Raw genomic sequence first — 12,661 nt, 5'->3', positions numbered from 1 at the left:
GCCATGGGCGCCCTGACCCTTGAGGACGTGCTCGCGGCCGTGCGGTGGGTGGCGCGCGAGCAGGCGGCCGGGGCCGCCGGCGACGCGGCCTGCGCGGCGCTGCTGGCGCGGTCGGAGGCGGCGGCGGATCATCGCCGCCGCACCGGCCGCGCGCATCCCGACTACGGGGACGGGTCCATCGCGGCGGCGGCCTTGTCGCCGAAGCGCGGACGGGGCGGCGGCGGCGGCAGGCCGGACCTGCTCGCCGCCGGCGCCGTGGTGTGCCGCATGCTGGCCGAAAGACGCAGGTCGGCGCGCGGTTCTTGTGTGGATCGGAGAGCGATTGGAGAATGACATGGAGTTTCTGAGCGTAGCTATCGAGAGCGTCGCGGCGTCGATACCGGCGATCTTCGAGGTCGCCTTTGCGGCGATCGCGCTGGCCTCGGCGATCACGGCGCTGACGCCGACGCCGCGCGACGACATTTTCGTGGGAAAGATCTACAAGATCCTCGAAGCCGTCGCGCTGAACGTGGGCGCCGCCAAGCAGGTGGCCCCCAACAGGCTCGGCGGGCGCTTCGTCGCCGGCTGACCTGCCGCAAAAATCGTCGGCGCGGTTGAAATCGGCCGCGCCGGCCACGATACCTCTCCCATAAGCTGGACGCGAAGCGCGGGAGAGGCCCAATGGCAATCACGGAACGCCGTCAGGCGGTCGCAGAGGTCGATCCTGTGTGGACGACCATCCGGGCGGAAGCCGAGGCGATGGCGCTGGCCGAACCTCTGGTCGCAAGCATGGTGCACGCCGTCGTGCTGCACCATCACAGCCTCGAGGATGCGCTCAGCTTCAGGCTGGCGCAGAAACTGGGCGACGCCGAACTGCCGGCGATGCTGCTGCGCGAACTCGCGGGCGAGGCGTTCGCCGCCGATCCGGGCATCGCCGAGGCCGCGCGCGCCGACATCGTGGCGGTGCGGGAGCGCGACCCGGCATGCGGGCGGCTGATCGACCCGGTGCTTTATCTCAAGGGCTTTCAGGCGCTTACGGCCCATCGCGTCGCGCACTGGCTATGGTCGCGGCGACGCGCCGACCTCGCGCGGCATCTGCAGATGCGCATGTCGGAGGCGTTCTCCGTCGACATCCATCCCGCGGCGCGTTTCGGGAAAGGCATCATGATCGACCACGCACATGGGATCGTCGTCGGCGAGACGGCGGTCGTCGGCGACGACGTTTCCATGCTGCACGACGTCACGCTGGGCGGCACCGGCAAGGAGGATGGCGACCGTCACCCCAAGGTCGGCTCGGGCGTGCTGATCGGGGCGGGCGCGAAGATCCTCGGCAACATCCGCATCGGCGACTGCAGCCGCGTGGCCGCGGGCTCGGTCGTGCTGGCGGATGTGCCGCCCTGCAAGACCGTCGCGGGGGTGCCCGCGCGAATCGTGGGCGACGCCGGCTGTTCGAACCCTTCGCGGAGCATGGACCAGATGATCCAGCCTGCCGCCGAGGACATCGTTCCCGACTGCTGAAGTCCCGACTGCTGGGGCTGTCGCGACATCGCCGCTCCGGGACCGTGGGCCCGGAGCGGCGTCGGCGGGTCAGACGAGCATCGCCATCGGGTCTTCGAGCAGACGCTTGAACTCGGCGAGGAACTGGGCGCCGAGCGCGCCGTCGATCACTCGATGGTCGACAGACAGCGTGACGCTCATCACCGTCGCGAGCGCGATCTCCTCCCCGCGCGCCACCGGCTTGCGGGCGCCGGCGCCGACGGCGAGGATCGAGGCGTGCGGCGGGTTGATGACCGCGTCGAAGTTGTCGATGCCGAACATGCCGAGATTGGAGATCGCGAAGGCGCCGCCCTGATACTCGTTCGGCGCCAGCTTGCGGCTGCGCGCCCGGGCGGCGAGATCCTTCATCTCCGTCGACAGCGTCGAGAGCGATTTCATGTGGGCGTCCCGCAGGACAGGCGTGAACAGTCCGCCCTCGATCGCCACGGCCACCGCCACGTCGGACGCCTTGAACTGCAGCACGCGATCTCCGGCCCAGACGGCGTTGCAGCCCGGAACCTTCTGCAGCGCCAGCGCGGAGGCCTTGATGATGAAGTCGTTGACCGAGAGCTTCACGCCGCTGTCGGCGAGGCGCTCGTTCAGCGTTGCGCGCAGGGCAGTCAGCGCGTCGAGCTCGATGTCGCGACGAAGGTAGAAGTGCGGGATGGTCTGCTTGGCTTCGGACAGGCGCGCGGCGATGGTCTTGCGCATGCCGTCGAGCTCGATCTCCTCGAAGGCGCGGTCGGCGTAGACCTTGCGCAGCGTCTCCACCGACTGGCCGGCGGGCGCCGCCTTCGCCGGCGCCGCCGCAGCGGCCGGGGCCGCCGCCGCCTTTGGCGCAGCCTCGGCGCCCTCCACATCCGCCTTCACGATCCGGCCGTGCGGCCCGGAGCCCTTGACCGACGCGAGGTCCAGCCCCTTCTCCGCGGCGAGCCTGCGGGCGAGCGGCGAGGCGAAGATGCGGTCGCCGCCCTCGGCGCGCGGCGCGGCCGGCGCAGGCGTCGCCGCGGCCGCCGCAGCGGCGGGTTCCGCAGGGGGCTCCGGCGCGGCCCTGGCGGGCCCGGCGCCCGCTGGGGCGCCGGCGGGCGCCTGGGCCTTGTCGATGTCGCCCGCGTCCTCGCCTTCCTGAAGCAGGATCGCGATGGGGTCGTTGACCTTGACCGACTGCGCGCCCTCGGCGACGAGCAGCTTGCCGATCACGCCGTCCTCGATCGCCTCGAACTCCATCGTGGCCTTGTCGGTCTCGATCTCGGCGATCACGTCGCCGGAGCGGATGCTGTCGCCCTCCTTGACGCTCCACTTGGCGAGCGTGCCCTCCTCCATGGTGGGCGAGAGGGCGGGCATGAGAATCGTCACTGGCATGGCGCGTCTCCCCTCAGCGGTAGCAGACGGACTTGGCCGCCGCGACGACCTCCGCCGTGGTGACGAGGGCGAGCTTCTCGAGATTGGCCGCATAGGGCATCGGCACGTCCTTGCCGGTGAGGTTGATCACCGGGGCGTCGAGCCAGTCGAAGGCCTGCTGCATCAGCACCGCAGAGATGTGGTTGCCGATGGCGCCGACGGGCCAGCCTTCCTCCACGGTGATGCAGCGGTTGGTCTTCTTGACCGAGTTCACGACCGTCGCGGTGTCGAGCGGGCGCAGCGATCGCAGGTCGATCACCTCCGCCTCGACGCCCTCGCCGGCCAGCGCCTCCGCCGCCTGCATCGCGTAGGTCATGCCGATGCCGAAGCTGACGATGGTCAGGTCGGTTCCAGGTCGCGCCACGCGCGCCTTGCCGATCGGCACGGTGAAGTCGTCGAGCTTCGGCACCTCGAAGGACTTGCCGTAGAGGATCTCGTTCTCGAGGAAGATCACCGGGTTCGGGTCGCGGATCGCGGATTTCAGCAGACCCTTGGCGTCGGCCGCGGTGTAGGGCATGCAGACCTTCAGGCCCGGGATGTGGGCGTACCACGCGGCGTAGTCCTGGCTGTGCTGGGCGGCGACGCGGGCGGCGGCGCCGTTGGGGCCGCGGAACACTATAGGGCAGCCCATCTGCCCGCCGGCCATGTAGAGCGTCTTGGCGGCGGAGTTGATGATCTGGTCGATGGCCTGCATCGCGAAGTTGAAGGTCATGAACTCCACGATTGGCCGCAACCCGCCGAACGCCGCGCCGACCGCGAGGCCGGCGAAGCCGTGCTCGGTGATCGGGGTGTCCACGACGCGCTTGGAGCCGAACTCGTCGAGCAGCCCTTGCGTGATCTTGTAGGCGCCCTGATATTCGGCGACTTCCTCGCCCATGATGAACACGCGGTCGTCGCCGCGCATCTCCTCGGCCATGGCGTCGCGCAGCGCCTCGCGCACCGTCTGGGTGACGAACTCGGTCCCCTCGGGCACTTCCGGGGCCTGCTCGGCGGCCGGCTCCGGCGTCTTGGGCGCGGCGGGCGGCGGGGCGCGCTCCGGCTGCGGCGCGGCCGTCTGGGGCGTCGCGGGCGGCGCGGCGACCTTGGCCTCGGTCTCGCCCTCCTCCAGCAGCACCGCGATGGGCGTGTTGACCTTCACGCCCTGCGCGCCCTCGGCGATCAGCAACTCGCCGATCACGCCCTCGTCGACGGCCTCGAACTCCATGGTCGCCTTGTCGGTCTCGATCTCGGCGATGACGTCGCCGGCCTTGACCGCATCGCCCTTCTTCACGCTCCAGCGCGCGAGGGTGCCCTCTTCCATCGTGGGGGAGAGGGCAGGCATCAGGATCTGGATGGACATGTCGTAAGGCCCCCTCAGGCGTCGGCGTAAATGTCGGTCCAGAGCTCGGCCTCGTCGGGCTCCGGGCTCTCCTGGGCGAAGGTGGCGGCGGCGTTGACCTCGTCGCGCACCTCCTTGTCGATGGCCTTGAGGTCGTCCTCGCTGTCGCCGGCTTCGAGCAGCAGCTTGCGCACGCGCTCGATGGGGTCCTTCTCCTCCCGCATCTTGGTGACTTCCTCGCGGGTGCGGTATTTCGCGGGGTCGGACATCGAGTGGCCGCGATAGCGGTAGGTGTTGAGTTCGAGGATGTAGGGGCCGTCGCCGTCGCGGCAGTGCTTCAGCGCCTTCTCGCCGGCGGCCCTCACGGCGAGGAAGTCCATCCCGTCGACCGCCTCGCCGGGGATGTTGAACGCCGCGCCGCGCGTGTAGAGCGCCGGCGTCGAGGACGAGCGCGCCAGCGACGTGCCCATGGCGTACTGGTTGTTCTCGATCACGAACACGACCGGCAGCTTCCACAGCGACGCCATGTTGAACGCCTCGTAGATCTGGCCCTGGTTCGCGGCGCCGTCGCCGAAATAGACCATCGAGACCTTGCCGTTGCCGAGATACTGGTTGGCGAAGCCGAGCCCCGCGCCGATCGGCACCTGGGCGCCGACGATGCCGTGGCCGCCGTAGAACGCCTTCTCCTTGGAGAACATGTGCATCGAGCCGCCCTTCCCCTTGGAATAGCCGCCGATGCGCCCCGTCAGCTCGGCCATCACGCCCTTGGCGTCCATGCCGGTGGCCAGCATGTGGCCGTGGTCGCGGTAGGAGGTGGTGGTCTGGTCGCCGTCCACCGCCGCCGCCATCAGGCCGACGACGACGGCTTCCTGCCCGATGTAGAGGTGGCAGAAGCCGCCGATCAGGCCCATGCCGTAGAGCTGGCCGGCCTTCTCCTCGAAGCGGCGGATCAGCAGCATGTCGCGATAGGCCTTGCGAAGCTCCTCCGTCTTCGCCGCGGCGGCCTTTGTGGGTCTGCGCGTCGCCATGGGGATCGTCCCTTCCCTGGTCAGTCGTCGCCGGCCGGCTGTGCGGCCGTTGGTGTTGATGCCGCGGCTCTTAGCGCGACAGTCGTTCGTCTGCGCGCATCAGCCCCAGAACGTCGCGGGCGCTCTCGTCGAGCAGGTCGAGGTCGAGATACGCCGTGTCGAGCCGCTGGGCGCGGTTCTCCATCGCGGCGCGCTCGGTGCGGAGCAGCGCAAGTTCGGAGGTGAGCTTGGACTCCTCCGCCTCGATGGCGATCATGGCGAAGACGCCGTAATCGCCTTGGAGCGCATGGTGGCCGAAATTGGCGAGGCCCGCGAGCATCAGCAGCGCGAACACCGCGTCGATCACCTTGACGCCCTTGCCGTCCCCGGCCATGCGGCCCCTCCCTGCAACGGTTTCACCGCGCCCTCGGGCATGACTATGCGCGATGGCGCGGCGAAGCGAAACCCGCCTCTCGCGCCTCGGCGATCAGGCGCGAAGGATGGAGCGGCCGGCGTATATCGCGGTGTCGCCAAGCTGCTCCTCGATGCGGATGAGCTGGTTGTACTTCGCCAGCCGGTCCGAGCGCGCCAGCGAGCCGGTCTTGATCTGCCCGCAGTTGGTCGCCACCGCGAGGTCGGCGATGGTGGCGTCCTCGGTCTCGCCCGAGCGGTGCGACATCACGGCGGTGAAGGCCGCGCGATGGGCGGTCTCCACGGCCTCCAGCGTCTCGGTCAGCGTGCCGATCTGGTTGACCTTGACGAGGATGGAGTTCGCCGCGCCGGTTTCGATGCCGCGGTTGAGCCGCTCGGTGTTGGTCACGAACAGGTCGTCGCCGACGAGCTGGCAGCGTTCGCCCAACAGGTCGGTCAGCGTGGCCCAGCCCTCCCAGTCGTCCTCGGCCATGCCGTCCTCGATGGAGAGGATCGGGTAGCTGTCGACCAGCGCGGCGAGGTATTCGGCCATCTCGCCGGAGCCGAGCTTCTTGCCCTCGCCCTTGAGGTCGTAGACGCCGCCCTGGAAGAACTCGGTCGAGGCGGCGTCCAGCGCCAGCATCACGTCGTCGCCGGGCTTGTAGCCGGCCTTCTCGACCGAGCGCATGATGAAGTCGAGCGCGTCGCGGGTGGAGCCTAGATTGGGCGCGAAGCCGCCCTCGTCGCCGACATTGGTGTTGTGGCCCGCCGCCGACAGCTCCTTCTTGAGCGTCTGGAAGATCTCCGCGCCCACGCGCACGGCGTCCGCCAGCGTGTCGGCGCCGATGGGCATCACCATGAACTCCTGGATGTCGATCGGGTTGTCGGCGTGGGCGCCGCCGTTGATGATGTTCATCATCGGCACCGGCAGGGTGCGCGCGCCCACCCCGCCGACGTAGCGGTAGAGCGGCAGGCCCACGCTCTCCGCCGCGGCCTTCGCTGCGGCGAGGCTGACGCCGAGGATGGCGTTGGCGCCGAGGCGGGCCTTGTTGGGCGTGCCGTCGAGGTCGATCATCACCTGGTCGATGGCGATCTGCGCCGTCGCGTCGGCCCCGGCCAGCGCCTCGAAGATCTCGCCGTTGACCGCCGCCACCGCCTTCAGCACGCCCTTGCCGCCGAAGCGCGCCGTGTCGCCGTCGCGCAGCTCCACCGCCTCATGGGCGCCGGTGGACGCGCCGGAAGGAACGGCGGCCCGCCCCATGGCGCCGTCCTCCAGCAGCACCTCCACCTCGACGGTAGGGTTGCCGCGGCTGTCGAGCACTTCGCGGCCGGTGATCTCGATGATGGCGCTCATGGGTGCGTTTCCTTGGGCGGGGAAGGGGACGGGGGGTCAGGACGACCGCTTGGCGCGGCGCCGGCCGTAAAGCTCAAGCCGGTGGCCGATCAGCTCGTAGCCGAGCCGTTCCGCGACGCGGCGTTGCAGCGCCTCGATCTCGGCGTCGACGAACTCGATGACCTCGCCGGAGGTCACGTCGATGAGGTGGTCGTGGTGGTCGCGGTCGGCGTCCTCGTAGCGGGCCCGGCCGTCGCGGAAGTCGTGCCTTTCGAGGATGCCGTGCTCCTCGAACAGCTTCACGGTGCGGTAGACGGTGGCCAGCGAGATGTTGGCGTCGCGAGAGGCCGCGCGGCGGTGCAGCTCCTCTACGTCGGGATGGTCGGCGCTGTCGCCGAGGATGTCGGCGATGGTGCGGCGCTGCTCGGTCATGCGCAGGCCCTGGGCCTCGCAGCGGCCGATGATGCTGTCGCGATCGCTTTCGCGGCCCATGCGCTGACGCCCGTTCTGCGTGCCTTGCGCGGCCTCATAGCGGCTCGCGCAGCGCAGGGCAATCGAGCGGCCGCGGGCGCGGCGTTCGCGCGCGCCGCGGCGCTATCGCGGCTTCGCGCCCGCGCTCTCGGCCGCGCCGTGGCCGGCGGCCGCGCGCTCGCGCGCCTTGGCCTCGTCCCAGAGCGCGTCCATCTCCGCCAGCGTCGATTCCGTCGGCGTGCGGCCCTGCGCGGCCAGCGCCGCCTCCACGGCGCGGAAGCGGCGCTCGAACTTGGCGTTGGCCCGCCTGAGCGCGGCGTCGGGGTCCACGCCCATGTGGCGCGCGAGGTTGACCATGACGAACATCAGGTCGCCGAACTCGTCCTCCAGGGCGTCCGCGTCGCCGCGCGCGGCCTCGATCTCCCGCGCCTCCTCCACGATCTTGTCGAGAACGTCGGCTGCGCTCGGCCAGTCGAAACCGACGCGCGCCGCTCGCGCCTGAAGCTTTCGCGCACGGGTGAGGCTGGGCAGGCCCGCCGCCACGCCGTCGAGCGCGCCGGCCGCCTCGCGCTCCTTCGCGGCGCGCTCGGCCGCCTTGATCGCCTCCCACGCGACCGTCTGCCCGTCCGCGTCGCGCCCGTCCGGCCCATGGTCGAAGACATGCGGGTGCCGGCGGATCATCTTGGCGCAGACGCCTGCGGCGACGCCCTCGAAGCCGAAGGCGCCCTGCTCCTCGGCCATCTGGGCGTGATAGACCACCTGAAGCAGAAGATCGCCGAGCTCGTCGGCGAGATCGCCCATGTCCGCCCGCGCGATGGCGTCGGCCACCTCGTAGGCCTCCTCGATCGTGTAGGGCGCGATGGAGGCGAAGTCCTGCTTCAGATCCCAGGGGCAGCCGGCCGCAGGGTCGCGCAGCGTGCGCATGATCGCGCGCAGCCGAGCGACGGGGTCGGCGTCGTCGGGCGGGGGAACCGGCGCGGCGCGGCGATCAGACATAGAGCGCCACGGCGGCCAGCGCGGCGACGAACTGCACGAGGTTGATCGCGACCGAAACGCCGTGCAGCCGGCCGAACCATTTCGCCGCGCCCGCGTCGCCGGCGCCCTGCCGGTCGCGCAGCGCGTTGATGCGCGGCATCAGCACCTGCCGCGCCAGCAGACCGAGCGCGGTCACGCCGATCATCATCGCCGCGAGGTAGGGCGCCGGCCCGACGAGCGCGACGGCCGAGAACGCCGCGGCGCCGATGACGAACAGGTAGTAGTGCGGGAACAGGCCGCGCACGAACCGCCCCGCCGTCTCGACCGGAAGCGCGCGGAAGGCAGTCGGCGCCACGACGAGCGAGAACAGCCCCATGCCGCCGATCAGGATCCCCAGCGCCAAAGGCGCAACAATCTCGTGCATCCCACACCTCCCAGCCTTGTCGTGGCGCTCATCTAGCAGACCGGGCGGCGCTGTCACGCGCGCGCTGACAGGCCGGCGGTTTGCAATTTGCGGCGATCTGCGGGAAGTTGCGGTACGCCAGTCGCCGCACGCGGCCGCCCAAAAATCATGAGAAGGAGCGTTCCATGACCGAGCAAACGGCATTCGACGCACCGCCGGAAAGCGTCATCGATACTGAGTATGAAATTGGTCAAGACAACATTCAGGCAAACTTGGGTCCATTTCCTCTCGACATACATAATCCGGTCTTTATGATTTCGGGTATTGCAGTCATAGCGTTCGTTTTTTTCACACTACTGTTTCATGACGTTGCCGAGCCCGTGTTCACGTCGATCCGTGACTGGATGACCAGTTCGCTCGACTGGTTCTTTATTTCAGCCGCCAACGTCTTCGTGATCTTCTGTCTCATGCTGATCGTCTCGCCCTGGGGTTCGGTTCGCCTCGGCGGCCCCGATGCGACGCCCGACTACAGCTACACCGGGTGGTTCGCGATGCTGTTCGCGGCCGGCATGGGCATCGGCCTGATGTTCTACGGCGTTTCCGAGCCGATCTCGCACTTCTCCTCGAGCTTCGCGGAGAACGCCGGCGCGCCCGGGAGCTGGGCGCCGCTCGGCGGCGCCGCCGGCGACGAGGCGGAGGCCGCGCGCCTCGGCATGGCCGCGACGATCTTCCACTGGGGCCTTCACCCCTGGGCGATCTACGCCGTGGTGGCGCTGTCGCTGGCGCTGTTCAGCTACAACAAGGGGCTGCCGCTGACGATCCGCTCCGCGTTCTATCCGCTGCTCGGCGAGCGCGTCTGGGGCTGGCCGGGCCATCTCATCGACATCCTCGCCGTCTTCGCGACGCTGTTCGGCCTCGCGACGTCGCTCGGCTTCGGCGCGGAGCAGGCGAACGCGGGTCTCGACTACCTCTTCGGCATCCCGTCGACCGACACCTCGAAGGTGATCCTGATCTCCGCCATCACCGGCGTGGCCCTTGTATCGGTGCTTGCGGGGATGGACGCGGGCGTGAAGCGCCTGTCCGAGGCGAACATGGTGCTGGCGCTGCTCCTGCTCATCTTCATCGTCGCGGTGGGGCCGACGCTTGCGGTGTTCACCGGCTTCGCCGACAGCCTCGTGGCCTACATCGGCTACCTGCCTGCGCTCGCGATGCCCTTCGGCCGCGAGGACGCCAACTTCTCGCAGGGGTGGACGGCGTTCTACTGGGCGTGGTGGATCTCCTGGTCGCCCTTCGTCGGCATGTTCATCGCCCGCGTCAGCCGGGGCCGCACGGTGCGGGAATTCCTGATCTGCGTGCTGATCATCCCGTCGCTGGTGTGCGTGCTGTGGATGAACGCCTTCGGCGGCGTCGCCATCGGGCAGATCCTCAACGACGGCTACCAGGCCGTGACCGAGGCGCCGCTCGAACTGAAGCTGTTCGCGATGCTCGACGCGCTGCCGCTGGCCTCGATCAGCTCGTTCATCGGCATCGTGCTGGTGATCGTTTTCTTCGTCACCTCGTCGGATTCGGGGTCGCTTGTGATCGACACCATCACCGCCGGCGGCAAGGTCGACGCTCCGGTGCCCCAGCGCGTCTTCTGGTGCGTGTTCGAGGGGCTGGTGGCGATCGCCCTGCTGCTCGGCGGCGGTCTGACGGCGCTGCAGGCGATGGCGGTCTCGACGGGATTCCCGTTCACGATCGTGCTGCTCGTCATGTGCGTCGCCATCGTCATGGGGCTGCGCAGCGAGCCGCGGCGCGCCTGAGACGCTTCAAGCCGCGGGCGGCGACGCCCGCGGCCCTGCGCTCTGGACGCAGGGCCCGCGGCGCCCGACAACAGGGCGCATGACCCAGTTCGACACCGCCTTCGCGCGCGCCCAGTTCCCCGCCTTCTCCGACCCCGCGCTCGAGGGCTGGGGCTTCTTCGAGAACGCCGGCGGCAGCTACCCCTGCCGCCAGACCATCGACCGGCTGACGCGGTTCTACACGCGCACCAAGGTCCAGCCCTACGCGCCCTATCCGCTCTCCATGGCGGCCGGCGCGGCGATGGACGAGTCGTACGAGCGGCTCGCCCCGATGCTGGGCGTCGACGCCGACGAGCTGCATTTCGGCCCGTCCACCACGCAGAACGCCTGTGTCCTCGCGCAGGCCTTCCGCGAGATGTGGGCCGAAGGCGACGAGATCATCGTCACCAACCAGGACCACGAGGCCAATTCCGGCCCGTGGCGGCGCCTCGCCCAGCGCGGGATCGTCGTGCGCGAGTGGAAGGTCGACCCCGACACCGGCTCGCTCGACCCCGCCGCCCTCGACGCGCTGCTGTCGGAGCGCACGCGCCTCGTCGCCTTTCCGCACGCCTCCAACATCGTCGCCGAGATCAATCCGGTCGCCGAGATCGCCGCGAAGGCGCACGCCGCCGGCGCGCTCGTCTGCGTCGACGGGGTGAGCTACTGTGGCCACGGCCTTCCGAACGTCGCGGAGACGGGCGCCGACATCTACCTGTTCTCCGCCTACAAGACCTTCGGGCCGCACCAGGGCGTCATGGTCGTGCGCCGCAAGCTCGCCGACCGGCTGCCGAACCAGAGCCACTGGTTCAATGCCGGCGAGATCCGCAAGAAGCTGGTCCCCGCCGGCCCCGACCACGCGCAGGTCGCCGCCATGGCCGGCGTCGCAGACTACATCGAGGCGCTGCACACCCGCCATTTCGCACAGGGCGGCGCGCCCGACGTCACCACCGCCCGCGTCCATGATCTGATCCGCGCGCGCGAGATCGCGCTGCTGGCGCCGCTGATGGACTGGCTGCGGTGCCGCAACGACATCCGGGTGCTGGGCCCGACCGACCCCGCGCGCCGCGCGCCGACGGTGGCCCTCGTCGCCGGCCGACCGGGCGAGGAGCTCGCCGCGGCGCTCGCCGGGCATCGCGTGATGGCTGGCGGCGGGCATTTCTACGCCCGTCGGCTGATTGAGGCGATGGGCGTCGACGAGGGCCACGGCGCGCTGCGCCTCTCCTTCCTGCACTACACCAGCGAGGCCGAGATCGCCCGGCTGGTCGACGCGCTCGACGCGGTGCTGTGACGCCGCCGCGACCGGGCGCACCGTGCGGGGCCGCCGACGCGGCGGGCCCGCGAGGCCGGCGCGCCCGCGCCATTACCGGACGCGAAGGCCGGGCCGCCCGATGAGAATCGTCGGCGGCAGGTTGCGGGGCAGGGCGCTCGCCGCGCCCGGCGCCGCGGGCGGCGGCGCGGCGCATCTGCGCCCCACCTCCGACCGGGTGCGAGAGGCGCTGTTCAACCATCTCGCCCATGGCGGCTACGCCGAGCCGTCGCCGCCGGAGGGAATGCGCGTGCTCGACCTTTTCGCCGGCACGGGCGCCCTGGGGCTGGAGGCGCTGTCGCGCGGCGCGACTCACTGCCTTTTCGTGGACGACCACGGCCCGAGCCGCGCGCTGATCCGCGAGAGCGTCGAGTCCCTCGGCCTGATCGGGGCGTCGAAGATCTACCGCCGCGACGCGACGGCGCTCGGCCCCTGCCGCGGCGCGCCCTACGACCTCGCCTTCCTCGATCCGCCTTATCGCAAGGGCCTCGTGGCGCCGGCGCTGGCGGGCGCCGCGGCGGGCGGCTGGCTCGTCCCCGCGGCGCTTGCGGTGGTGGAGACGGCGGCCGAAGACCCCGAGCCGCTCCCCGAGGGCTGGGACGTCGAGGACGACCGCCGCCATGGCGAGACCCGCCTGCGCGTGCTGCGCAGAACCGCCTGACGCCCCCGTTGACCGCGGCCTTCGCACGCGCGAGAAGGCG

Annotated in this window: 14 protein-coding genes; 6 read left to right on the top strand and 8 right to left on the bottom strand. The window is 70.2% G+C overall.

The window, feature by feature from the left end; genetic code table 11:
- The first annotated feature begins 3 nt into the window (after window positions 1–3).
- The 3 genes from BLW43_RS08025 (at window position 4) to cysE (ending at window position 1,497) form a co-directional block, all read left to right on the top strand.
- Window positions 4–333, top strand: a complete 330-nt coding sequence (locus BLW43_RS08025) for a DUF7742 family protein (protein WP_093251421.1) — start codon at window positions 4–6, stop codon at window positions 331–333.
- A gap of 1 nt (window position 334) precedes the next feature.
- Window positions 335–568 carry a hypothetical protein gene (locus BLW43_RS08020; RefSeq protein ID WP_245730961.1) on the top strand — a complete coding sequence of 78 codons (234 nt, stop codon included), beginning with the start codon at window positions 335–337 and terminating at the stop codon, window positions 566–568.
- A 98-nt stretch (window positions 569–666) separates the two neighbouring features.
- Complete coding sequence (gene cysE / locus BLW43_RS08015; protein ID WP_425441170.1) at window positions 667–1,497, top strand: serine O-acetyltransferase; 831 nt, start codon at window positions 667–669, stop codon at window positions 1,495–1,497.
- A 69-nt stretch (window positions 1,498–1,566) separates the two neighbouring features.
- Here cysE and BLW43_RS08010 read toward each other — a convergent pair whose 3' ends face one another.
- The 8 genes from BLW43_RS08010 to BLW43_RS07975 form a co-directional block, all read right to left on the bottom strand.
- On the bottom strand, window positions 1,567–2,877 hold the full coding sequence (locus tag BLW43_RS08010; RefSeq protein WP_093251415.1) for a pyruvate dehydrogenase complex dihydrolipoamide acetyltransferase: 1,311 nt from the start codon (window positions 2,875–2,877) through the stop codon (window positions 1,567–1,569).
- 13 nt (window positions 2,878–2,890) lie between these two features.
- The gene (locus tag BLW43_RS08005; RefSeq protein WP_093251406.1) at window positions 2,891–4,255 is read right to left on the bottom strand and encodes a pyruvate dehydrogenase complex E1 component subunit beta; all 1,365 of its coding nucleotides are present in this window, start codon (window positions 4,253–4,255) and stop codon (window positions 2,891–2,893) included.
- 14 nt (window positions 4,256–4,269) lie between these two features.
- Window positions 4,270–5,262, bottom strand: a complete 993-nt coding sequence (gene pdhA, locus BLW43_RS08000; RefSeq protein WP_093251405.1) for a pyruvate dehydrogenase (acetyl-transferring) E1 component subunit alpha — start codon at window positions 5,260–5,262, stop codon at window positions 4,270–4,272.
- Between the two features lie 70 nt (window positions 5,263–5,332).
- Window positions 5,333–5,635 carry an FtsB family cell division protein gene (locus BLW43_RS07995; protein WP_093251404.1) on the bottom strand — a complete coding sequence of 101 codons (303 nt, stop codon included), beginning with the start codon at window positions 5,633–5,635 and terminating at the stop codon, window positions 5,333–5,335.
- A 93-nt stretch (window positions 5,636–5,728) separates the two neighbouring features.
- On the bottom strand, window positions 5,729–7,006 hold the full coding sequence (eno, locus tag BLW43_RS07990) for a phosphopyruvate hydratase (RefSeq protein WP_093251403.1): 1,278 nt from the start codon (window positions 7,004–7,006) through the stop codon (window positions 5,729–5,731).
- 36 nt (window positions 7,007–7,042) lie between these two features.
- Complete coding sequence (locus BLW43_RS07985) at window positions 7,043–7,477, bottom strand: Fur family transcriptional regulator (RefSeq protein ID WP_093251402.1); 435 nt, start codon at window positions 7,475–7,477, stop codon at window positions 7,043–7,045.
- Window positions 7,478–7,579: 102 nt separating this feature from the next.
- The gene (mazG, locus tag BLW43_RS07980) at window positions 7,580–8,452 is read right to left on the bottom strand and encodes a nucleoside triphosphate pyrophosphohydrolase (protein ID WP_093251401.1); all 873 of its coding nucleotides are present in this window, start codon (window positions 8,450–8,452) and stop codon (window positions 7,580–7,582) included.
- Window positions 8,445–8,855 (bottom strand): DUF4149 domain-containing protein, encoded by a 411-nt coding sequence (locus BLW43_RS07975; RefSeq protein WP_093251400.1) that lies wholly within the window; start codon window positions 8,853–8,855, stop codon window positions 8,445–8,447. Before BLW43_RS07975 ends, mazG begins: the two co-directional genes overlap by 8 nt.
- Before the next feature lie 164 nt (window positions 8,856–9,019).
- On the opposite strand from BLW43_RS07975, the gene BLW43_RS07970 reads away from it, so the two are divergent.
- From BLW43_RS07970 to rsmD, 3 genes are all read left to right on the top strand, one after another.
- A complete protein-coding gene (locus BLW43_RS07970) occupies window positions 9,020–10,636 on the top strand; it encodes a BCCT family transporter (protein ID WP_093251399.1) in 1,617 nt (538 codons plus the stop codon).
- A 79-nt stretch (window positions 10,637–10,715) separates the two neighbouring features.
- Entirely contained in the window at window positions 10,716–11,942 is a 1,227-nt protein-coding gene (locus BLW43_RS07965) for an aminotransferase class V-fold PLP-dependent enzyme (protein WP_093251391.1), read from the top strand.
- 100 nt (window positions 11,943–12,042) lie between these two features.
- The gene (rsmD, locus tag BLW43_RS07960) at window positions 12,043–12,621 is read left to right on the top strand and encodes a 16S rRNA (guanine(966)-N(2))-methyltransferase RsmD (RefSeq protein ID WP_093251388.1); all 579 of its coding nucleotides are present in this window, start codon (window positions 12,043–12,045) and stop codon (window positions 12,619–12,621) included.
- Window positions 12,622–12,661 lie beyond the last annotated feature (40 nt).

This window comes from Rubrimonas cliftonensis (assembly GCF_900107585.1).
Taxonomy (GTDB): Bacteria; Pseudomonadota; Alphaproteobacteria; order Rhodobacterales; family Rhodobacteraceae; genus Rubrimonas; species Rubrimonas cliftonensis.
This window is presented reverse-complemented; position numbering and strand designations above follow the sequence as displayed.